The sequence below is a fragment of the Nocardia sp. NPDC004860 genome, from assembly GCF_040609015.1.
In the GTDB taxonomy this organism is placed as follows: domain Bacteria; phylum Actinomycetota; class Actinomycetes; order Mycobacteriales; family Mycobacteriaceae; genus Nocardia.
On record NZ_JBEXJI010000014.1, the window covers coordinates 1 to 19,161 of the forward strand.

The 19,161-nt window shown below is 67.5% G+C and carries 22 protein-coding genes and 1 pseudogene; 12 read left to right on the plus strand and 11 right to left on the minus strand.

The features are described from left to right. The 3 genes and pseudogenes from ABZV44_RS24145 to ABZV44_RS24155 form a co-directional block, all read left to right on the plus strand. Nucleotides 1-246, plus strand: a pseudogene (locus ABZV44_RS24145) (long-chain fatty acid--CoA ligase); the annotation flags it as partial. A 6-nt stretch (nucleotides 247-252) separates the two neighbouring features. After that, entirely contained in the window at nucleotides 253-1,998 is a 1,746-nt protein-coding gene (locus ABZV44_RS24150) for an amidohydrolase family protein (protein WP_354840312.1), read from the plus strand. Continuing rightward, nucleotides 1,995-2,774: an SDR family NAD(P)-dependent oxidoreductase gene (locus ABZV44_RS24155; protein WP_354840315.1), complete on the plus strand. Its 780-nt coding sequence runs from the start codon at nucleotides 1,995-1,997 to the stop codon at nucleotides 2,772-2,774. Before ABZV44_RS24150 ends, ABZV44_RS24155 begins: the two co-directional genes overlap by 4 nt. Before the next feature lie 493 nt (nucleotides 2,775-3,267). Here the strand turns inward: ABZV44_RS24155 and ABZV44_RS24160 are convergent, their stop codons facing one another. The 4 genes from ABZV44_RS24160 to ABZV44_RS24175 form a co-directional block, all read right to left on the minus strand. Further along, complete coding sequence (locus ABZV44_RS24160) at nucleotides 3,268-3,687, minus strand: arsenate reductase ArsC (protein ID WP_354840318.1); 420 nt, start codon at nucleotides 3,685-3,687, stop codon at nucleotides 3,268-3,270. A 16-nt stretch (nucleotides 3,688-3,703) separates the two neighbouring features. Then, nucleotides 3,704-4,426 carry an MIP/aquaporin family protein gene (locus ABZV44_RS24165; RefSeq protein WP_354840321.1) on the minus strand — a complete coding sequence of 241 codons (723 nt, stop codon included), beginning with the start codon at nucleotides 4,424-4,426 and terminating at the stop codon, nucleotides 3,704-3,706. Further along, a complete protein-coding gene (locus tag ABZV44_RS24170; protein ID WP_354840324.1) occupies nucleotides 4,423-4,797 on the minus strand; it encodes a metalloregulator ArsR/SmtB family transcription factor in 375 nt (124 codons plus the stop codon). The genes ABZV44_RS24165 and ABZV44_RS24170 overlap by 4 nt, the downstream gene beginning before the upstream one ends. Before the next feature lie 67 nt (nucleotides 4,798-4,864). Further along, on the minus strand, nucleotides 4,865-5,395 hold the full coding sequence (locus tag ABZV44_RS24175; RefSeq protein ID WP_354840327.1) for an ArsI/CadI family heavy metal resistance metalloenzyme: 531 nt from the start codon (nucleotides 5,393-5,395) through the stop codon (nucleotides 4,865-4,867). Nucleotides 5,396-5,497: 102 nt separating this feature from the next. Here ABZV44_RS24175 and ABZV44_RS24180 point away from each other — a divergent pair, with 102 nt between their 5' ends. Beyond that, entirely contained in the window at nucleotides 5,498-5,857 is a 360-nt protein-coding gene (locus ABZV44_RS24180; protein ID WP_354840330.1) for an Rv2640c family ArsR-like transcriptional regulator, read from the plus strand. A gap of 164 nt (nucleotides 5,858-6,021) precedes the next feature. Here ABZV44_RS24180 and ABZV44_RS24185 read toward each other — a convergent pair whose 3' ends face one another. Further along, a complete protein-coding gene (locus tag ABZV44_RS24185) occupies nucleotides 6,022-6,297 on the minus strand; it encodes a hypothetical protein (protein WP_354840333.1) in 276 nt (91 codons plus the stop codon). A gap of 379 nt (nucleotides 6,298-6,676) precedes the next feature. Between ABZV44_RS24185 and ABZV44_RS24190 the strand changes: the two genes are divergently transcribed. The 8 genes from ABZV44_RS24190 to ABZV44_RS24225 all read left to right on the plus strand — a co-directional run bounded on the left by ABZV44_RS24190 (nucleotide 6,677) and on the right by ABZV44_RS24225 (nucleotide 15,075). Then, on the plus strand, nucleotides 6,677-7,075 hold the full coding sequence (locus ABZV44_RS24190) for a hypothetical protein (protein ID WP_354840336.1): 399 nt from the start codon (nucleotides 6,677-6,679) through the stop codon (nucleotides 7,073-7,075). A gap of 17 nt (nucleotides 7,076-7,092) precedes the next feature. Beyond that, entirely contained in the window at nucleotides 7,093-8,019 is a 927-nt protein-coding gene (locus ABZV44_RS24195; protein WP_354840339.1) for an SGNH/GDSL hydrolase family protein, read from the plus strand. 175 nt (nucleotides 8,020-8,194) lie between these two features. Further along, nucleotides 8,195-8,575, plus strand: coding sequence for a hypothetical protein (locus ABZV44_RS24200; protein WP_354840341.1), 381 nt, complete (start codon nucleotides 8,195-8,197; stop codon nucleotides 8,573-8,575). 18 nt (nucleotides 8,576-8,593) lie between these two features. Further along, nucleotides 8,594-9,499 (plus strand): SGNH/GDSL hydrolase family protein, encoded by a 906-nt coding sequence (locus ABZV44_RS24205; RefSeq protein WP_354840344.1) that lies wholly within the window; start codon nucleotides 8,594-8,596, stop codon nucleotides 9,497-9,499. Next, nucleotides 9,496-10,860, plus strand: coding sequence for an acyltransferase (locus ABZV44_RS24210; RefSeq protein WP_354840346.1), 1,365 nt, complete (start codon nucleotides 9,496-9,498; stop codon nucleotides 10,858-10,860). Before ABZV44_RS24205 ends, ABZV44_RS24210 begins: the two co-directional genes overlap by 4 nt. Nucleotides 10,861-11,057: 197 nt before the next feature. Next, nucleotides 11,058-12,593: an alkaline phosphatase family protein gene (locus ABZV44_RS24215; protein ID WP_354840348.1), complete on the plus strand. Its 1,536-nt coding sequence runs from the start codon at nucleotides 11,058-11,060 to the stop codon at nucleotides 12,591-12,593. Nucleotides 12,594-12,754: 161 nt separating this feature from the next. After that, on the plus strand, nucleotides 12,755-13,423 hold the full coding sequence (locus tag ABZV44_RS24220; RefSeq protein WP_354840351.1) for a hypothetical protein: 669 nt from the start codon (nucleotides 12,755-12,757) through the stop codon (nucleotides 13,421-13,423). Nucleotides 13,424-13,713: 290 nt separating this feature from the next. Next, entirely contained in the window at nucleotides 13,714-15,075 is a 1,362-nt protein-coding gene (locus tag ABZV44_RS24225) for a DoxX family protein (RefSeq protein WP_354840354.1), read from the plus strand. 52 nt (nucleotides 15,076-15,127) lie between these two features. Here ABZV44_RS24225 and ABZV44_RS24230 read toward each other — a convergent pair whose 3' ends face one another. From ABZV44_RS24230 to narH, 6 genes are all read right to left on the minus strand, one after another. Then, the gene (locus ABZV44_RS24230; protein ID WP_354840357.1) at nucleotides 15,128-15,364 is read right to left on the minus strand and encodes a hypothetical protein; all 237 of its coding nucleotides are present in this window, start codon (nucleotides 15,362-15,364) and stop codon (nucleotides 15,128-15,130) included. Nucleotides 15,365-15,387: 23 nt separating this feature from the next. After that, nucleotides 15,388-15,681 carry a hypothetical protein gene (locus ABZV44_RS24235; protein WP_354840360.1) on the minus strand — a complete coding sequence of 98 codons (294 nt, stop codon included), beginning with the start codon at nucleotides 15,679-15,681 and terminating at the stop codon, nucleotides 15,388-15,390. 119 nt (nucleotides 15,682-15,800) lie between these two features. Further along, entirely contained in the window at nucleotides 15,801-16,535 is a 735-nt protein-coding gene (gene narI, locus ABZV44_RS24240; RefSeq protein ID WP_354840363.1) for a respiratory nitrate reductase subunit gamma, read from the minus strand. After that, nucleotides 16,532-17,212, minus strand: a complete 681-nt coding sequence (gene narJ, locus ABZV44_RS24245; RefSeq protein WP_354840365.1) for a nitrate reductase molybdenum cofactor assembly chaperone — start codon at nucleotides 17,210-17,212, stop codon at nucleotides 16,532-16,534. The genes narI and narJ overlap by 4 nt, the downstream gene beginning before the upstream one ends. Beyond that, complete coding sequence (locus tag ABZV44_RS24250; protein ID WP_354840368.1) at nucleotides 17,209-17,385, minus strand: hypothetical protein; 177 nt, start codon at nucleotides 17,383-17,385, stop codon at nucleotides 17,209-17,211. Before ABZV44_RS24250 ends, narJ begins: the two co-directional genes overlap by 4 nt. After that, on the minus strand, nucleotides 17,382-19,154 hold the full coding sequence (gene narH / locus ABZV44_RS24255) for a nitrate reductase subunit beta (RefSeq protein WP_354840800.1): 1,773 nt from the start codon (nucleotides 19,152-19,154) through the stop codon (nucleotides 17,382-17,384). Before narH ends, ABZV44_RS24250 begins: the two co-directional genes overlap by 4 nt. Between the last annotated feature and the right edge of the window lie 7 nt (nucleotides 19,155-19,161).

The window sequence follows — 19,161 nt, forward strand, 5'->3', positions numbered from 1 at the left end:
GACGAGCACCCGCTGGTGCGCGAGTCGGCGGTGATCGGGGTCCCGCACGAGGATCTGGGCCAGGAGGTCGCCGCGATCGTGGTGGTCGACGACCCGCAGCAGCTGTCGGAGGACGAGTTGCGCGATCACGTGGCCAGACAGCTGGCCTACTTCAAGGTGCCCGCCCGTTGGCTGGTCACCGCGGAACCCCTGCCGCGCAACGCAACCGGCAAGGTGCTGCGCCGCGACCTCTCCCTGGGAAAGTGAATTCCTGTGTACGACACCATCATCAAGAACGGGCGCTGGTTCGACGGCACCGGCGCACCCTCGGCCATCCGTAATCTCGGCATTCGGGACGGCCGGGTGGCGACCGTGTCGGCCGCGCCGCTGGACGAGACCGGCTGCGCGCGAGTGATCGACGCGACCGGCCGCTGGGTCATGCCGGGCATGATCGACATCCACACGCACTACGACGTGGAGGTGCTGCTGGATCCGACGCTGTCGGAGTCGCTGCGGCACGGCGTCACCACGCTGCTGCTCGGGTCGTGCTCGCTGTCCACCGTGCATGTCGGCGGTTCGGACGCGGGCGACCTGTTCGGCCGGGTGGAGGCGATTCCGCGCAAGCACGTGGTCGAGGCGGTGGACGCGCTGAAGACCTGGAACAGCGCGCACGGCTATGTGGCGGCGCTGGAGTCGCTGCCGCTGGGCCCGAATGTCGCTGCCTTCATCGGTCATTCGGATATCCGGGCGTCCCAGCTGGGTCTGCAGCGGGCCACCGATCCGGATGTGCAGCCGACCGAGTCCGAGCTGACGGCCATGGAGCACAAGCTGACCGAGGCGCTGGACGCCGGATTCGTCGGCATGTCCTCGCAGCAGTTGCTGTTCGACAAGCTGGACGGCGAGGTGTGCCGGTCGCGGACGCTGCCGTCGACCTATGCCACCGGCAAGGAGCGGCGGCGGCTGAATCGCATTCTGCGCGACCGCAAGCGCGCGTTGCAGGGCGGTCCCGATGTCGCCAAGCCGCAGAGCATGCTCGGCATGGCGGCCAGCAGCCTGGGCTTCTTCCGGCCCAAGCTGAAGGTGAGCCTGCTGTCGGCGGCCGACATCAAGGCGATTCCCGGTGTGGTGAAGGTCTTTCCGCTGCTGGGCCGGATCATCAACGGGCTCGGCGGCGACTTCCGCTGGCAGCATCTGCCGGTGCCGTTCGAGGTGTACTCCGACGGCATCGATCTGCCGGTGTTCGAGGAATTCGGTTCCGGCGCAGCGGCTCTGCACCTGTCCAACCAGCTGGAGGAGCGGCGGGAACTGCTGGCCGACGAGAACTACCGCCGCTGGTTCCGCAAGGACTACGACAAGAAGTGGGGCCCGCGGGTCTGGCATCGGGACTTCTTCGACGCCGAGATCACCGAGTGCCCGGATGCGAGCGTGATCGGCAAGACCTTCGGTCAGGTCGGCGTGGATCGCGGCGGCGTGCACCCGGTGGACGCCTTCCTGGATCTGGTGGTGGAGTACGGGCCCAAGGTGCGCTGGCGCACCACCATCTCCAATCACCGGCCCGAGGTGCTGGATGTGCTGGCCGCGGATCCCAGTGTGCAACTGGGCTTCTCGGACGCCGGCGCGCATCTGCGGAACATGGCCTTCTACAACTTCGGGCTGCGGCTGCTCGAGCGTGTGCACAAGGCGCAGCAGGCGGGTCGGCCGTTCATGACGGTCGAGCACGCTGTGTACCGGGTGTCCGGCGAGCTGGCCGACTGGTACGACCTGGATGCCGGTCACCTGCGCGAGGGCGATCGGGCCGATGTGCTGATCATCGATCCGGCGCGGCTGGACGACAGCCTGGAAGCCTATGCCGAGAGCCCGATTCCGGAGTTCGACAACCTCTCCCGCATGGTCAACCGCAATGACGACACCGTCACCGCGGTGCTGGTGAACGGTGAGTTCGTCTTCGGGCTGGGGGAGAAGGCCGACACCCTGGGCAAGGAACGCACCGGCGAATTCCTGCGGGCAGGTGCCCGATGAAGGCCCGTAGATTCGACGGCCGCGCCGCGGTCGTCACCGGTGCGGCCTCCGGTATCGGCGCGGCCATCGCCGCCGCGCTGATCGCCGAGGGCGCGAATGTGGTCGGCCTCGACATCGACGAGGCAGGTCTCGGGAAGAAGGCCGCCGAACTCGGCGACGCCTTCGTCCCCGTGGTCACCGATGTCACCGACGAGGCCCAGGTGGAGGCCGGGATCGCCACCGCCGCATCCCGTTTCGGCCGTCTCGACGCGGCCTTCAATGTGGCGGGCGCGTCCCGTATCGGCGCGGTCACCGACCTCACCGAGGCCGACTGGGATTTCACCATCGACCTGATTCAGAAGAGCGTCTTCCTGTGCACCAAACATGAAGCGCGACTGATGAAGTCGACCGGTGGCGGCGCGATCGTGAACATCTCCTCGCTCGACGCCCGCGTACCCATGCCCGGTGGCAGCCCGTACTCCACCGGCAAGGCGGGGGTGGTCATGTTCACCAAGAACGCGGCCCTGGAGCTGGCCCAGTTCCGCATCCGGGTGAACGCCATCCTCCCCGGCCTGGTGGACACCCCGCTGGTCGCGGCGGTCATGGGCTACGAGCCCGCCAAACAGCTGTTCCTGGACCGCATCCCGATGGGCGCGCCCGCCACCCCGGAACAGATCGCCGCCCCCAGCCTGTTCCTCGCCTCCGACGACGCCTCCTACATCACCGGCATCGACATGGTGGTGGACGGCGGCTGGGAGCTGAGCAACTTCCCGAACTTGGCGAAGCTCGCGGGCTGAGCCGGGAACCCGCCCTGGGCCCCGAAACACGTTCCAGCCCAGGGCGGTTCAGCTCACGCCTCAGCGACCGGCCACGGAATGGGAATTCGGGTAACCGTGCCGGGCACGCGCGGCCAACCTGACCTGCTGAGGGGTGGTGCCGAACCAGCGGCGCACCACCCGGGTCAACTTCGATCCCGGACCCTCCGGAATGCCGCAGCGCCCGCCCGATTGCGTGCAGTCGGGCGGGCGCCACCGGCTTCGCTGCGACCGCGGGGCGGCTATCAGGACAGATCGAACCGTCCGCCCTGCACGGCCCGAGTGAACACGTCCCACTCAACCGGTCCGAAAACCAGCGCGGGCTGGAATCGCACGAGTCGTGCGATGGGCGGTGTGAGGCGAAACGCTATTTCGCCGCGCTCGTTCCGTATCTGGACATGCTCGCTCGGCGCCGGGCGGCCTCGTCCGGATGGAATCTGTGGACCTCGCGGCAGTAGTGGGCCGGGCGGCGAATTCAAGAGGCGTGCTGGTCGGTCGGCAGCAGTTCGCGGATGAGTTGTTCTACACGCGTGCGGATTTCATCGCGTATGGGCCGTACGGCGGCGACGCCCTTGCCCGCGGGGTCGTCGAGCTGCCAGTCGCGGTAGTCGACGCCGGGGAAGTACGGGCAGGTGTCGCCGCATCCCATGGTGATGACGACGGTGGAGGTCTGCACGGTGTCGGGTGTCAGGATCTTCGGTGTCTGAGCGGTGATGTCGATGCCGAGTTCGGCCATCGCCTCGACCGCGGCGGGGTTGATGGTTTCGGCGGGTGCGGTCCCGGCCGACCGGACCTCGATCGCGTCGCCGGCCAGGTGGGTGAGGAAGCCCTGGGCCATCTGGGAGCGTCCGGCATTGTGGACGCAGACGAACAGCACGCTGGGTGTGGCGGTCATCGGCTGGGCGGGCCTTTCAGGAGGTCTGGATGTTGTGGGGCGTGACGATGTCGTCCGCCGGCACGGGATCGGGGTAGAGCAGCTCGATCAGGCCGAAACCGAGTGCGGCGCCGAGGATTTGGGCGGCGATGAACGCGGGCACCGACGCGGGGGCGATCCCGGCGAAGGTGTCGGAGAAGACGCGCCCGAGGGTGACGGCCGGGTTGGCGAAGCTGGTGGAGCTGGTGAACCAGTAGGCCGAGCCGATGTAGGCGGCGACGGCTGCGGCCGAGAGTGCCGCACGGCCGGTGCGGGCGAGCGCGAAGATGACCGCGATCAGTCCGGCCGTGGCAACCACCTCGCCGACCAGGTGACCGGTGGTGACGCGGTGATGGGTGGCGATCTGAGCGGCGGGCTGGTCGAACATGATGTTGGCCAGCACCGCCCCCGCGATCCCGCCGGGGATCTGCGCACCGATGTAGGCCGCCAGGTCGGTGGCGCTCAGCCCGGTGCCGCGGCGGCGTCCTGCCCACCAATCTGCTACCGAGACAACGGGATTGAAGTGCGCCCCGGAAACCGGGCCGAGCATCAGGATCAGGATGCCCAGCCCGAACACCGTGGCGGTCGAGTTCTCCAGTAGTTGGAGACCCACATCGTGTGCGGATAGTTGCTGTGCCGCGATCCCGGAGCCGACCACTACGCACACCAGCAGACCGGTGCCGACGAACTCGGCCAGCAGTCGTCGTCTCAGCGTGTTCATCGGATCGCAGCCTCGGGGAGTGCGATGTCCAGTAGTGTCGAAAGCTGGTGCAGTGCAGCGGGTTCGACCCGGTAGTACACCCATGACCCGCGCCGCTCGCTCGACAGCAGCCCCGCCTCGCGCAATACCCGCAAGTGATGGGAGATGGTCGGCTGGGAAACGTCGAAGCCGTCGGAGATATCGCACACGCAGGCTTCCTGCCCGGTGTGGCTGGCGATCACCGACAGCAGCCGCAAACGGACCGGGTCCGACAACGCCTTGAACACCGCCGCCAGTTCCGTCGCGGCCTGTGCTGTCAACGGTTCGCGGACCAGGGGCGTGACCTCACACGCGGGTGAGGTCACGGTCAGCGGAAGCAATCGATTCGACACCCGTCGATATTGATGGATATCGAATCCGTGGGCAAGCGAACACCTGGTGAACGCCCCCGGTGCGGGCTCAGCCGCAGCAGGATGCCCCGGAGGCCACGGCATCCGCCTTGGCCGCGCTGCCGCAGCAGGCCCCTTCGGCGGCGGCTTCCTCCGCGGTGCCACAGCAGACCGCCATGGCCTGCGCGTCGTCCGCGACCGCTCCCGAGGCCAGAACCGGTGCGGTGCCGAAGGTTTCGCTATCGGCCAGCACCGTGTAGACCTCCCAGCGCTCGGCGTCGGGCGCGGTGACCCACACCTTGTCCTGGGTGGCGAAGCAACAGGTGGTCGCGATCTGCTCCTCGGTGAACATGCCGGCCTCGGAGAGCCGCGCGATCTCGGCGTGCACCTGGTCGCTGGACTCGACCTCGACCCCGAGGTGGTTGAGGCTGCCGCCGTGCCCCGGGTTCTCGATCAGTACCAGCTTCAGTGGCGGCTCGGCGATGGCGAAATTGGCGTAACCAGGCTTGCGCTTGGCGGGCTCGGCCTGGAACAGGGTCGAGTAGAACGCCACCGCCCGGTCGATGTCGTCGACGTTGAGAGCGAGCTGAACACGGGACATGAGACTGCACCTCCGCTTGTGAGACATATGTCGAAGAACTTGTGTGACCGAGTCTGCGCCACTATTTCGACATATGTCAAGAAGGTGGGTAACCTGGTTCGCATGCCCAAGGCGCTGCCCGTGATCGACATGTCCGCCCCGGTCTGCTGCGCCCCTGTCGCCGCCGGTCCCGTCGACGACGCCGCCGCCCTGGAAATCGCCCTGCGCCTCAAGGCCATTGCCGACCCGGCTCGCGTGAAACTCCTGTCCCTACTCCTTGCCAGCCCTCTCGGCGAGGAGAACACCGGCGACCTGGCCGCAGCTGTCACCCTCGCCGAATCCACCGTCAGCCACCACCTCGGCCAGCTGAAGAAGGCCGGCCTGATCGAGTCCGAACGCCGCGGCATGAACACCTACCACCGTGTCCAGCGCGACTCACTCGCCGCCCTGTGCGTCGTCCTCGACCCGAACTGCTGCCGCTAGCCGCGACTGTCGAGATCCGCGAACAGCCTCGGTTGTCAAAGGCTTTTCGATGGTGTCGTGCTGCCTCAGGTGCCGGTGGCCGAAAGTCGTTGCCGGTGAGAATGCGTTGACGCGGCGGGCATTTCGTGGGCCGGCCGCGTCGATGCAACCTCGTCGTGTTCGTGTCAGTGGACGCCGGAGCCGGTCGCGGCGTTGCTGTAGATCTGCGCCATGGGGCAGGTGGGCTGGGGGTTGCCGCCGCAGAAGACCAGGACCAGGAAGCCCAGGGGGAAGAGGATCGGTGCGGTCAGCGCATCGGTGAGGGCTGAGCCGGTGGTGGCCACCGGGGTCGCGACGACGGGGGCGGGAGCGGGTGCTGCCGCTGCTGTGGCGGCGGGCGCGGCCGACGCGAGCGCGATCGAGACGATGGCTGCTGCACCAAAACGCTTGGCAATGTTCACTATTGGTCCTCCTTGGCGGGAGAGTATCGATTTGCGAACACTGTAGTTCGTGAAGACTCGGTATGAAGTGACATTGCTTCAAATCGGGTGGGATTGCGCAGGTGGCGCCGGGCGCTCGGCCGGCGAAGCCGATAGCGGCCCCTCCGTCCGGAATCTGTGCTTGGATACGCGAACCTGGGCGGCCGGCGAGGTAGTCCGATGTGACCGTCCGTTGGAACCTGTTTCACTGGGTGAGGTGGGCTTGACCAGGGATTATCGGATTCGATGCCCCGGAAGTTGGGGGCAGTTTCCCGAATCGGGGTGGGTGGGGTGAACGCGTTTTGTACACTGCCCGCTGAAGTGAATAGACGTCACTTCAGATCCTGAATTCGAGGTACCCATGAAGTCTTCAACACCGGTGGGGGTGTTTGCCGTCCGTGTCGCCGCGGCCGTGATCGGCGGGGGGCTGCTGATCGCGGGCGTTGCCGGGTGCGGCAGCGACAAGTCGTCCGACAGTTCGCCGGGCGGTGCCACCAGCACCGCCGCCACCTCGGCGAGCTCCACGGCCGCCCCCGCGCCGACGACCGTCGCGCCCGCGCCGACCACCGAGGCCCCCGCGCCGCAACCGGCGGCCACGGAACCGGCCGCGCCGCAGCCCGTCGCGCCGGAGGTCGTCGCGCCGCAACCGGTCGCGCCGCAGCCGGCCGCGCCCAAGCCTGCGCCGCAGACGCAGCAGCAGCAGAAGCCCGCGCCGCCGACCCTGGACGCGCCCGGATTCGAGCCGCGTGCGGGTTACTGAGAGGGCTGGACAGGTTCGTGCTGGGTAATGGCGGGCGGTGGCTGTGTGCCGCTGCGGTAGCGCTCGCGGCCTCGGTGTCGACCGTGGCCGCGGCGAACGCGGATCCGGCCTCGCCGGATGCCGCCCCCGCGGGCAAAGAGCTGGTAGTGCTGGGTGATTCGTTCTCCGCGAACGCCTGGGACTTCTTCGACGAGGGCAACAGCTGCCTGCGCCACGGCCGGACGGCCTGGCCGGTGCAGCTGGGCCGGCTCATGGGCGTGTACGGGACCGACGAGATGGCCGATCCCTCCTGCCCGGGCGCGTCGATCGACAGCGGCCCGGGGTGGAGCCTGGCCCAGGAGGCCCAGAAAGCGGACAAGGCAGGCGCTTTCGGGCCGAATACCAAGGTCGTCACGCTGCAGTTCGGGCTCAACGACAAGTGGGGCAAGAACGACCAGACGCTCTGGAAGTCGTTGCAGGGCTGCGTGTTCAACCTGGCCGACGGCTGCGATCCGGAGTCGGTCGACCAGGGCCGGATGCCCGACTACAACGGTGTGTCCGGGGCGTTGATGGCCAAGCGCATGAGCAATGCGGTGACCTACATCAAGTACTACGCACCGAACGCCCGCATCGTGTTCGTGGGCTATCCGGAATTGTTCGCCCCGGGCAGCAGCACGGTCTGTCTCAGCATCGGCGGCATCGCGCCGTTCATCCAGTCACGTGGTCGCGCGGTGGTGGAGTACTTCGACCGCATCGACCAGGCGCAGCGGGAAGCCGCCCAGCTGCTGGGCATCGAATTCCTGGATTCCCGCGCGCTCACCACCGGTCATGGGCTCTGCTCGTCGCAGCCCTGGCTGAATGGCGTGTTCGATCCGCGGACCGACCTCGACGGACTGTTCTTCCATCCGTCGAGCCAGGGTGACGCCGTGGTCGCCAATGCCATCTACGACCGATACGGGCACTGATGCCATCGAGATTTCGTCGATCGGACCGTTGACCATCGATAGCCTCCTCGTCGAGTTTCCCGATTGTCCAGGGGTTTTGCGGTTTGCTGAATCGCGCACCCCGGCCCTCGGGGCCTCTTGTACACTCCGCGCAAAAGTGAAAAGTTCACCGTTCAATTTGCGATTCGAGGGTTTCATGAAGTTCCGTATCCCAGGCGCGCGCACCGCGGTGGCCGCCATCGGCGGAGTCGTGCTGATCGGCGCGCTGGCGGCGTGCGGTAGCGACAAGGCCGCCGACACGCCCACCACCCCGGCGAGCACCACCGCTGCCGTCGTGAGCAGTTCGGCCGCTCCCGCGAGCAGCGCCGCCCCGGCGCCGAGCGCGGCCCCCGCACCCGCCGCGGCCCCGGAGGCCGCCACCGAAGCACCCGCCCCGCAGCCGGCGGCTCCCGCAGCGCCCGAAGCGCCTGCGGCACAACCGGTTGCGCCCAAGCCCGCGCCGCAGACCCAGCAGGCGCCCAAGCCCGCGCCGCCGACCCTGGATGCCCCCGGGTTCGAGCCCCGCGCAGGCTACTGACGAAACCGGAGTACACACGTGTCGGGAATCAACGGTCGGTGGCTGTGTGCCGCGGTGGTCGCTTTCGCCGCGGCCATGACGGGAACATCGGGGGCGCACGCGGATTCGGTTCCGCAGGGTAAGGAACTCGTCATCCTGGGCGACTCGTTCACGGCCAACGGCTGGAACCCGCTGTCGCAGGATAAGAAGTGCGACCACGGCGACACCGCGTGGCCGGTGCAGCTGGGCGCGCTGATGGGCGTGCAGGGCACGGATCAGATGTGGAACCAGTCGTGTCCGGGCGCGTCGTTCGACACCGGGGATGGGTACACCCTGAAGGTCCAGGCGGCCAATGCCGACAAGGCGGGCGCGTTCGGGCCGAACACCAAACTGGTGACATTGCAGTTCGGGCTCAACGACTTCTGGGGCGGCGCGAAGCAGTCCCCGTGGAATTCGATCGAGCACTGCTTCTACGACGTCCTCGGCGGCTGTGGTCCCGACGCGGTGGCCGCCGGCCGGATGACCGATCCGCAGAACGTGACCGGCACCGAGTACGCCGCCCGCATCGCCAAGATCATCACCTACATCCGGTACTACGCTCCCAACGCGCACATCGTGATCGTCGGCTACCCGGAACTGTTCCGGCCCGACCAGGATTCGATCTGCTACGACATCGCGGGCATCCCGGCCACCCAGCCGCGCGGCCGCACCGTCGTCGAGTACCTCAATCGCCTCGACCAGGCCGGGCGTGAAGCCGCCACCCAGCTGAACCTGGAATACCTCGACGCCCGTGCGCTCACCGCCGGGCACGGGCTGTGCACGCCGCAGCAGTGGGTCAACGGAGTGTTCGACCCGAAAGTCAATATCGCCGGGCTGCCGTTCCACCCCGCTCCGCAGGGCGACGCCGTGGTAGCAAACGCACTGTACGAGAGGTACGCACGATGACCCGCCCGCCCGAAGTCGCCCCGCGCGAGGCCTCCGCCGCGCTCGCGGTGGAGCAGTACGCCACCCAGCTCCTCCAGCCCGCCCAGTCCACGCGGGCCGCCGAACCGGTCCTGACGGCCGAGCCGGTCCGGCCGAAGGGTCTCACCGAGTCCGTCGCCGAGCGCGCCCGGCGGGAGCGGCCCGCGCTGCCCTCGCTGACCGGCGCGCGGTGGTGGGCGGCCTTCGCGGTATTCGTGTTGCACGCCTTGGTGTTCCTGCCGGTGTACCCGTTCCAGAAGTCGGCGCTGTTCCGCCATATCCACGAGTGGATACCGATGCAGCTCGGGGCCGCGGGCGTCACGTTCTTCTTCGTGCTGTCCGGCTTCATCATCTACTGGTCGTTCCGGCCGGGCATGTCGGTGCGCGCCTTCTACCGGCGGCGGGTGCTCAAGATCTACCCGACGCACCTGCTGGCCGCCGCCGCCTTCATCGTGGCGGCGAGCGTGCCCCTGCACCGCGCGGTGGTGTGGGTGCCGAACCTGCTGCTGGTGCACACCTGGGTGCCGAAGTGGACCACGGTCGGCGGGTTGAACGTCCCGTCCTGGTCGCTGGCCGCGGAAGTGCTGTTCTACCTGAGCTTTCCGCTACTGCTGCCGCTGGTCATGCGAATCCCGACCCGCCGCCTGCTGCTGGCCGCGGGCCTGCTGATGCTGGGCATCGCCCTGCTGCACACCTCGTACTTCCTGTGGGTGGACGGTCCGAAGGGCATCGCGAATGCCTTTGCGCCGCGGCTGGTTCCGGGCAATGCGTCGCCGCACTACGAACTGCACGCCTCCCCGGCCTGGTTCCAGCAGCCCGACATCCCGGTGTCCCCGTCGTACTGGCTCAGCTACACCTTCCCGCTGTCGCGCCTGCCGGAGTTCTTCCTCGGCGTGCTGGCGGCCCGCATGGTGCTCGAAGGTCGTTGGCGCAATACCAATCTCGCCTGGCCGCTGGTCGCGCTGACCGTCGCGTACGCGGCGACCTGGGTGGTGCCGGTGAACTACAAGATGTCGGTGCTGCTGCTGCCCCCGATGACGGCGGTGGTGGCCACCATGGCCGCCCGGGACCTGGCCGGCATCCGCGGCCTCAACTCCCACCCGCGCATGGTGTGGCTCGGCAATGTCTCCTTCGCCTTCTACCTCATCCAGTTCCCGGTCATGGTCGTGGTCACCCGATACCTGATCGGCGGCAGGGAGTTCGGCATCCTCGGCTGGGCCGGCTTCTCCCTGCTGTGCCTGGTAGCGTCCACCGCCCTCGCCGCACTGCTCTACCACTGGGTCGACCTGCCCATCATGCGGAACTTCGCTCGCTCGAAGCGGGTCGCCCGCGCGAAGGTCTAGTCCACGCTCGAACTGTTGCTTGTCGATAGCTGTCCTTGCTGACCGACGTTCCTTGTGGCACAACCTTCCCCATTGCTGGTCGTCCGTCCAAAAGCCGGGTGGTGTTCACCACCCGGCCATGGGCAGAGCGGTGATCCGACACCTAGAACCTGTTCTATTCGGGGCGCACTTCGGTAACGACCCGCAAAGGAACATGTATGCGCCACAAAGGCGTTGGAAACGGCCATGGCAAATTCTTCGCTATCACTGCTGCGGCCGCACTGGCCGTGTTGGGGGGCTCCGCGGTCACGCCGTCCGTGGCGCACGCCGCGGTCACCAGCCCGAACCTGATCGTGGATGGCGATGCCGAGGCGGTGGCGCAGTGCTCACCGAAGGGGCTGGACGGCATGACGCTGCCGGGCTGGACCATCGGCAAGGGTGAGCCGAACGCGGTGTGCTACGGACAGTCCGGATGGCCGGACGCGTCCTCGCCGGGACCGTCGAACCGGGGTTCGAAGTTCTTCGCCGGCGGCGGCACCGGTAATGCCGAGATGGATCAGACCATCAGCGTCTCGGCCGCGGGTGCGGCCATCGACCAGGGTGGCGTGAGCTTCGATCTCAATGGCTGGCTGGGCGGATTCGGTGCCCAGGACGATCGGGTCAACATGACGGCGACGTTCCTCAGCGCATCGGGGTCCGAACTCGGTTCCGTCGAGTGCGACGACGTGAGCAGCATCGATCGCGGCCTGAAAACCGGTCTGCTGCAGCGTGATACGAAGGGCACCCTGCCGAAGGGTACGCGTGCGGTGAAGATCGAGCTGAACTTCAGCTGGACCTACGGCGACACCAACGACGGGTACGCCGACAACCTGTCGTTCACCATCGGCGCCGCACTGCCCGCGCCGAAGCTGACCGCGCCCGCCTCGACGGTGCCTGGTTACGACCACGTCTTCGTGGTCTACCTGGAGAACCAGGACTACGACGGCCTCACCGGCATCATCGGAAATCCCCAGGCCCCCTACATCAACGGCCTGCGGTCGCAGGGCGCGACACTGAGCCAGTCCTACGCCACCACGCATCCGAGTGATCCGAACTATGTCGCGCTGGCGGCCGGCGGACTGTACGGGCTGGTCGACAACAGCGTGGGCGCCACGACCATCGACGCGCGCCACATCGGCAACAGCGCGGACGCGGCGCACAAGAGCTGGAAGGGCTACGCCGAGGACGCCAACGGCAATTGCGACCTGGCTGCCCACGGCGAGTACTACCCGGATGACCTGCCGTTCGCGTACTTCAAGAACATGAAGTCCGACCAGTCCTACTGCGCGGCACACCTGCAGCCGCTCACGCAGCTGACGAGCGACCTGAAATCCGCCGCCACCACCCCGAACTTCGTGTGGTTCGCCGCCAACGAATGCCACAACATGGAGGGCTGCGGCGTGGCCTCGGGCGACAGCTGGCTGAGCACCACGGTGCCCGCGATCCTGGACTCCCCGGCCTGGAAGCAGCAGCGCTCCCTGCTGATCGTGACCTTCGACGAGGGCACCACCAAGGCGTTCGGCCCGCTGTTCCCGAACCGGGTCCCGACCATCGTGCTCGGCTCGCAGAACTCCGTGAAGCCCGGCTACACCAGCTCCCAGCGCACCGACCAGTACGGCTTGCTCCGCACCATCGACGCCGCCCTCGGCCTCCAGCCCCTGACCAACAACGACGGTTACGCGGCCACGGTGAACGACATCTGGTCCGGCCACTGACGGTCCCGTCGCTCGTCCGGACGGTCCGACCGCGCAGGCACACCCGGTGTGCCTGCGCGGCGTATTCGGTGTTGCTGCGCGGCGTGTCCGGGCGACGCGCGCCATGCTGGGCGGATCGCGAGGTGCGGGATCCTGTCGGTTCGCACGGCTAGTCTGCGGGGATGGTCAAACCGGAGTCGGCGCTGCGCCGCTTGATGCGCGATACGGGAAAACTGCTGCAGCCGTATGGGTTTGAGGGGGCCGAGCCGACCTGGGTGCGGGGGATGCCCGGCGGTACGGCCACCGTGGCGCGGACGCGCACATTCCGAACGTTCACCGGTGGACAGCAGATGCTCCGATTCGGGCTGGGCGCCTGGGCGACCCCGACCGCGTGGTGGGAATTCCGCAACTGGCGCAACGAACGCCTGGGCCTTGCACCTCTCGCGATCGAGACCGCGGCGGGGCCCGGCCTGCTCCCGGGCGAGGGTCTACCCGAGGACCCGGACCAGCTGTGGTCGGTACGCCTCGACCCCGACCAGCCGGGGCACGTCCAGCCCGGCGATATCGACCTGATTCGCGCTGAGCTGCCCCGGCGCGTCCATGCCCACGCCCGCCGCGCGCTGCGCCTGCTCGACTCGGACAGCTATCTCGAAGAGCTGCTGGCGCAACCGAATCCGACCGTCGCCACCTGGGAGGCCATCGCCGTGCTGCTCGCCGAGCAGGGCCCGAGCTCCCGCCTCGACGAGGCTCTGGACCGCCTGACGCGCGCGGCGCGGGAGCAGCCCGACTCGCGCACTCAGGACGTCGTCGACTTCATCGCGGCCCGCACCTTGTCGAGCCGCTCGGCGTAGAGGAACACCCGCCCGCATCCCAGGCAGAGCAGGGCGAGCAGGTCCGTCAGGGCCCGCCCTCGCGCTGGATAAGACCCGAAGCGGGACGCCAGGGCGAAGAGCCGGCACACGATCAGCCTCCGACGCAGGCTGTGCCCAACCGGGACCGTCGGCCGGCGCCACCCCTGGCCCCGATCCGGGGGGCAAGGGGTGTGGGGGCAAGGGATTTGCCGGGTACGAACCGGCCGTTTGCTGACCTAACGTTCAGCGCCGCAGGGTAATCAGTTGCGGTAGCGCTCGGAGGAATCGGCGTGGTTGTGCAGTTGGCCGTCGAGGCAGACGTCGCGGGGACGGGTGAGCCGCGATGGAGTCCGTTGCGGCGGATGGTGTTCCGGTATTCATTCGTGACGCTGGGCGTCGGAATGGCCGGGGTGTGGGTGTTGCACATGCTGCTGCGGTCGGTGGGAGTCTCGCAGCAGACCGTGATGGGTGTGGCGAAATGGACGGCACTGCATCCGCTCACGGATTGGCTGGGGGAGCGGGTCTTCGGCGTCCATGTCGACTGGTCGTTCACGGGAAGCGGGGATACCGCGGCGAATTGGGTGTCGATTTTCACCCTGCTGGTCGTCGCTGCGCCGGTCACGGCGGTGTGGTCGGTGCTGGATCGGCGGCGGCCGGACTATGTGCGGCTGTACGCGTGGTTCCGGTTGGTGGTACGTCTGGCCCTGATGAGCGCCCTGCTGCTGTACGGCGTCACGAAACTGTTGCCCTCGCAGATGGCGTTCGCGCTGGACCGGCTGGTGGAGCCGTTCGGCGATCTCAGCCCGATGGCGGTGTTGTGGTCGCAGACGGCCAGTTCCGAGCCGTACGAAATCGCCTTGGGCGCAGCGGAAGTCACCGCGGGTCTGCTGCTGGTCCTGCCGGTCACCGCGGGACTGGGTGCGCTCCTGTCGGTCGTGGTGACCCTCCAGGTGTTCCTGCTGAACCTCACCTTCGATGTGCCGGTGAAGATCCTCTCCGGCGAGCTGCTGGTGTACGCGACGGTGCTGGCGGCCCCGGATATCGGACGCACCGTCCGGGCACTGGTCGGGCGGGCGGTCCCGATGCGCGTGCCCGAGCCGCTGGTCTCCTCGGTGCGCGGGCGGCGAATCCTGGTGGCGGCACAGGCGATTCTGGGGGTGTGGATATTCCTCACAACTCTCGCCGAGGGCCATGACGCCTGGCAGGCGTACGGGAACGGCCGGCCGCGCTCGCCGCTCTACGGGATCTGGAACGTCACCGAATATACGGTCGCAGGCCAGGAGGTCCCGGCGCTGGTCGACTTCCGGTCCTCGCCACCGGATGGGCAGCTCGCAGGTCCACTGGATCGCTCCCGCCGACTCATCTTCGACGTCCCGCAGGGCGTGACCGCCCAGCGCATGGACGACTCGCTGGTGTCGTTCCCGGTGGAGATCGATACCGATCTGCACACCGTGACCATTACGAAGGATCTGGCGCACCAGTGGAAGCTCGCCGTCCTGAACTACGAACAGCCCCAGCCCGATCAGCTGATGCTGGACGGTCAGCTGGCCGGCCGTCCGGTCCATCTGCGCCTGACCCGCGTCGATCTCGACCGCTTCCGGTTGATCTCGCGCGGATTCCACTGGGTCCAGCCTGTGCCGTACCTCCGTTAGTGGCGGCGTGTTCGTCGCGACGTGCAGTGCGGGAGCAGCCCGACTCGCGCGCTCAGGACGTCGTCGACTTCATCGCGGCCCGCACCTTGTCGAGCCGCTCGGCGTAGAAGAACACGCGTCCGCATCCGAGGCAGAGCAGGGCGAGCAGGTCCGTCAGGGCCCGCCCGCCATTGCGCTGGATCAGATACGTATCCATATTCCCGCTCAGGGTGACGCGGCGTTCCCCGCAGTCGGGGCAGGGCGTGGCCGGTGGTGTAACCCGCTCGGGCTCGGTCTTCCTGGAGAACACCGCGCTATTGTCGCCCGGCGAGCCTATTGCTGCCCGGCGGAGCGCTGATACTCGCGCCACGCCTTCTGTGTTTCGGTGAGTTTGGGCTTCGGTGTGCGATTGCGGAAGAAATTGACCACCATCACGACCGGCAGAATGAACGCCTGGAAGAAGATGAGGTAGGAGCCGCCGTCGACGAAAAGGAAGGCGAGATAGAAGGCGTAGCCGAGATAGACCGCGCCGAAAATGCCGTTGATCGAGCGTGAGGCGCCGCTCTGCCCTTGTCGCACCACCGCCAGCGCCAGCATGATCACGCCACTGAGCGCGAGCAGGCCCACATACCAATTGAACATGGTTCCCCCGAAGACAATTCGAGCCCAACTTCGGCTCAACCGCGCCGAACCATAACACCGGCCGGGACCGGGCGCCATCGATAAATCGATGCACGCCCGGTGTCTCAGCGGCGGGGAATGGCGGGGGTATCCCAGGCGCGGGCGTAGCGGGTCTTGTCCGCGGACTTGTTCGGCTTGGCGCGGTACACCACGTACGGGCGGACCAGGTAGCCGATGGGCGCGGAGAACATGTGGACCAGGCGGGTGTAGGGCCAGAAGGCGATGAGGGACAACACGATCAGGCCGTGCGCCTGGAAGGTCCAGGGGGTGCCGACCATGAGGTCGGGGTGCGGATGCAGGGTGAACAGGCTGCGGAACCAGGGGGAAACGGTCTCGCGGTAGTTGTAGGTGCCCCAGAGCAGATTGCTGCCGACGGTGTTGAGCAGACCGGTGATCAGGGCGGCGGCCAGCAGGACGTACATCACCTTGTCATTGGTGGTGGTGGCCTGACGGACGGCGGGGACGGTGACGCGGCGGTAGAGAAGGATGCCGATCCCGGCGATGACCGCCACGCCCGCAACGGATCCCGCGGAGACGGCGACCACGTGATAGGTCTCCTCGGAGATGCCGACGGCGTCGGTCCAGGACTGCGGGATGAGCACGCCGAGCACGTGCCCGCCGATCACCCCGAGCATGCCGAAGTGGAACAGCGGGCTGCCCAGCCGCAGCAGGCGCGACTCGTAGACCTGCGAAGACCGTGTGGTCCAGCCGAATTGGTCGGTGCGATAGCGCCACATGTGCCCGAGCACGAACGACGTGAACGCGATGTAGGGCAGCATCAGCCAGAGCGCGGAGCTCATCGGCGGGCCTCCGATCCGGTGAAGGCGAGCGGGTCCATGGCGAAGGGCTCCAATCCGACTTCTTCCTCGGGCGGGCCCTGGGCGGCGAGTTCGGCGATACGCCGGCGGTCGGCGGTGGTGACCGGTGGCAGGGTCGCCACCACCGACGCCAGCACCCCGGCGTAAGGAGATCCGCTGTCGGAAAGCGACAACCGCAGCAGTTCCAGCACCGGGACGTGTTCGCCCAGCAGTCGTTCGCCGCCGACGGGATCGACGGTGGCGGCGAATTCGAGCAGCACGGGCAGGTGGTCGGGCAGTTCCTCGTCGCCGAGCTCGACCCCGGCGTGGCGGTAGGCGTGCTTGAAACGCAGCAGCGCCATCCCGCGCTTGCGGGTGTCCCCGTAGGCGTAGAAGGTCAGGTGCAGGCTGGCCCGGCGGCGCATGTCGAAGGTCTCGACATACTCCTGGGCCAGGGCGATCGCATCGCCGGTGCGCAGGTGCGCGAGGAACCCGGCCAGCAGCGGACGGACCGCATCCGGCAATTCCGCCGCGGCGGCGTCGAGTTCGTCGAGCATGGCCAGGGTCTGCGCGCTCGGATAGTCGAGCAGCAGCGCGCCCAGCCGCCACACCAGTCGCCGATCGCGTTCGCTCATGGCGACGGCCGGTTCGGGCCGTCGCCGCAGTTTCAGCAGGCTCATCGCGGGGCTCCGGTGGATTCCGTTGCGGCGGTGTCGAGTTCGTCGATCATGGCGCGTGTGCGCGGGTGCGGGTAGTCGAGCGACAGCGCGTTCAGCCGCCAGGCCTGCCGCCGATTCTCTTCGTGCACGGTGACGGCGGGTTCGGTGCGCCGTCGCGGTTTCAGCAGGCTCATCGTGTGGCTCCGGTGGGTTCCGGCTCGGCGGCGGCAGCGCCGTTGCTGACGCCGTCGACACCGGAACCGTGGTGGCCATTGCCGTTTCCGTTGCCGTTTCCGGACGTGGCGGTGGATACGCCGGCGCCGCTGCCGTTCGCTCCGTTTCCGCCATGGCCATTGGCACCGGAGCCATTGGTGCCGGTTTCGGTGGGCACCAAGCCTTTCGTGCTCTTGCCGTCCCAGTTCAACAGGTTGATGCGGTTGGACTTCTGGTCGGGGGAGGCATCGTTGGTGTCGGTGAGGTGGAATTTGTCGGCCATGTAGTCGAAGGCCGTCATGCCGGGGCCGCCGTCGGTGTCGAGCGAGCATCCCGTGGCGAGCGAATCCAGTTCGTGGGCACGGGAAGTCGCGCCCGACGGGATCACGTAGCGGTGTTCGTACTTCGCGATGGCCAGCAGCCGGTACATGGCCTCGATCTCTTCGGGCTCGAGACCGACGGCGTTCGGGATGGACAGATCGGGCTCCTGGCCGAGGTTGATCGAGCGCATGAACGACCGCATCCCGGCGAGCCGCTGCAACGAGGCGCGGACCGGGCCGATCTCACCGGCGGTGAACAGTTCGGCCAAGTACTCCAACGGAATACGCAGGGCGTCGATGGCGCCGAAGAGGTTGTTGTGGTTCTCCCCGTCGTGCCCGGTCTGGGTGAGGGTGTCCACCACCGGCGACAGCGGCGGCACGTACCAGACCATGGGCATGGTCCGGTATTCCGGATGCAGCGGCAACGCGATCTGGTAGTCCACGATCAGCTTGTAGACCGGTGAATCCTGGGCGGCCTGAATCCATTCCGGTGAGATCCCGGCCCGCTCGGCCTCGGCGATGACGCGCGGGTCGTGCGGGTTGAGGAACACACCTAGCTGGGAGGGATAGAGGTCCTGGTCGTTCTCCACCGAGGCGGCCTCGAGAACCTTGTCGGCGTCGTAGAGCATGACCCCGATGTAGCGCAGTCGCCCGACGCAGGTTTCCGAGCAGACGGTGGGGATGCCGACTTCCACACGCGGGTAGCAGAAGGTGCATTTCTCTGCCTTGCCGGTCTTGTGGTTGAAGTAGATCTTCTTGTACGGGCATCCGGTGACGCATTGCCGCCAGCCGCGGCACTTGTCCTGGTCGACGAGCACGATGCCGTCCTCGGCGCGCTTGTAGATCGCGCCCGACGGGCACGACGCGGCACACGAGGGGTTGAGGCAGTGCTCGCAGATGCGCGGCAGGTAGAACATGAACGTTTCTTCGAACTCCAGCTTGACCTGCTCGGAGAGCTTGGCCAGCAACGGGTCCTTACCTACCTGCTCCGGGCCCGACCCCAGCGAGTCGTCCCAGTTCGCGCCCCAGGTGACGTTGGTGTCCTCACCGGTGATCAGCGACTTGGGCCGCGCCACCGGCGTGGTGTCCATCTGTGGCGCGGACAGCAGATTGTCGTAGTCGTAGCTCCACGGGTCGTAATAGTCCGACACCGTGGGCAGATCCGGGTTGGCGAAGATATTGAGCAGCCGCTTCATCCGCGACCCGGACTTGAGGGTCAGCCGGCCCTTCTTGTCGAGGGTCCAGCCGCCCTTCCACTTCTCCTGGTCCTCGTAGCGACGCGGATAACCCTGTCCCGGACGGGTTTCCACATTGTTGAACCACACGTACTCGGTGCCGGAACGGTTGGTCCAGGCCTGCTTGCAGGTCACGCTGCAGGTGTGGCAGCCGATGCACTTGTCCAGGTTCATGACCATGGCCAGTTGCGCCATCACACGC

Excerpts from the sequence above, each read along its gene's own strand:
- ABZV44_RS24180 (WP_354840330.1), top strand. The coding sequence starts at position 5,498 with ATGCCCAAGGCGCTGCCCGTGATCGACATGTCCGCCCCGGTCTGCTGC.
- ABZV44_RS24210 (WP_354840346.1), top strand. The coding sequence starts at position 9,496 with ATGACCCGCCCGCCCGAAGTCGCCCCGCGCGAGGCCTCCGCCGCGCTC.
- ABZV44_RS24250 (WP_354840368.1), bottom strand. The coding sequence starts at position 17,385 with ATGAGCCTGCTGAAACCGCGACGGCGCACCGAACCCGCCGTCACCGTG.
- narJ (WP_354840365.1), bottom strand. The coding sequence starts at position 17,212 with ATGAGCCTGCTGAAACTGCGGCGACGGCCCGAACCGGCCGTCGCCATG.
- ABZV44_RS24165 (WP_354840321.1), bottom strand. The coding sequence starts at position 4,426 with ATGAACACGCTGAGACGACGACTGCTGGCCGAGTTCGTCGGCACCGGT.
- ABZV44_RS24160 (WP_354840318.1), bottom strand. The coding sequence starts at position 3,687 with ATGACCGCCACACCCAGCGTGCTGTTCGTCTGCGTCCACAATGCCGGA.
- ABZV44_RS24175 (WP_354840327.1), bottom strand. The coding sequence starts at position 5,395 with ATGTCCCGTGTTCAGCTCGCTCTCAACGTCGACGACATCGACCGGGCG.
- narI (WP_354840363.1), bottom strand. The coding sequence starts at position 16,535 with ATGAGCTCCGCGCTCTGGCTGATGCTGCCCTACATCGCGTTCACGTCG.
- ABZV44_RS24155 (WP_354840315.1), top strand. The coding sequence starts at position 1,995 with ATGAAGGCCCGTAGATTCGACGGCCGCGCCGCGGTCGTCACCGGTGCG.
- narH (WP_354840800.1), bottom strand. The coding sequence starts at position 19,154 with ATGGCGCAACTGGCCATGGTCATGAACCTGGACAAGTGCATCGGCTGC.
- ABZV44_RS24220 (WP_354840351.1), top strand. The coding sequence starts at position 12,755 with ATGGTCAAACCGGAGTCGGCGCTGCGCCGCTTGATGCGCGATACGGGA.
- ABZV44_RS24190 (WP_354840336.1), top strand. The coding sequence starts at position 6,677 with ATGAAGTCTTCAACACCGGTGGGGGTGTTTGCCGTCCGTGTCGCCGCG.
- ABZV44_RS24200 (WP_354840341.1), top strand. The coding sequence starts at position 8,195 with ATGAAGTTCCGTATCCCAGGCGCGCGCACCGCGGTGGCCGCCATCGGC.
- ABZV44_RS24215 (WP_354840348.1), top strand. The coding sequence starts at position 11,058 with ATGCGCCACAAAGGCGTTGGAAACGGCCATGGCAAATTCTTCGCTATC.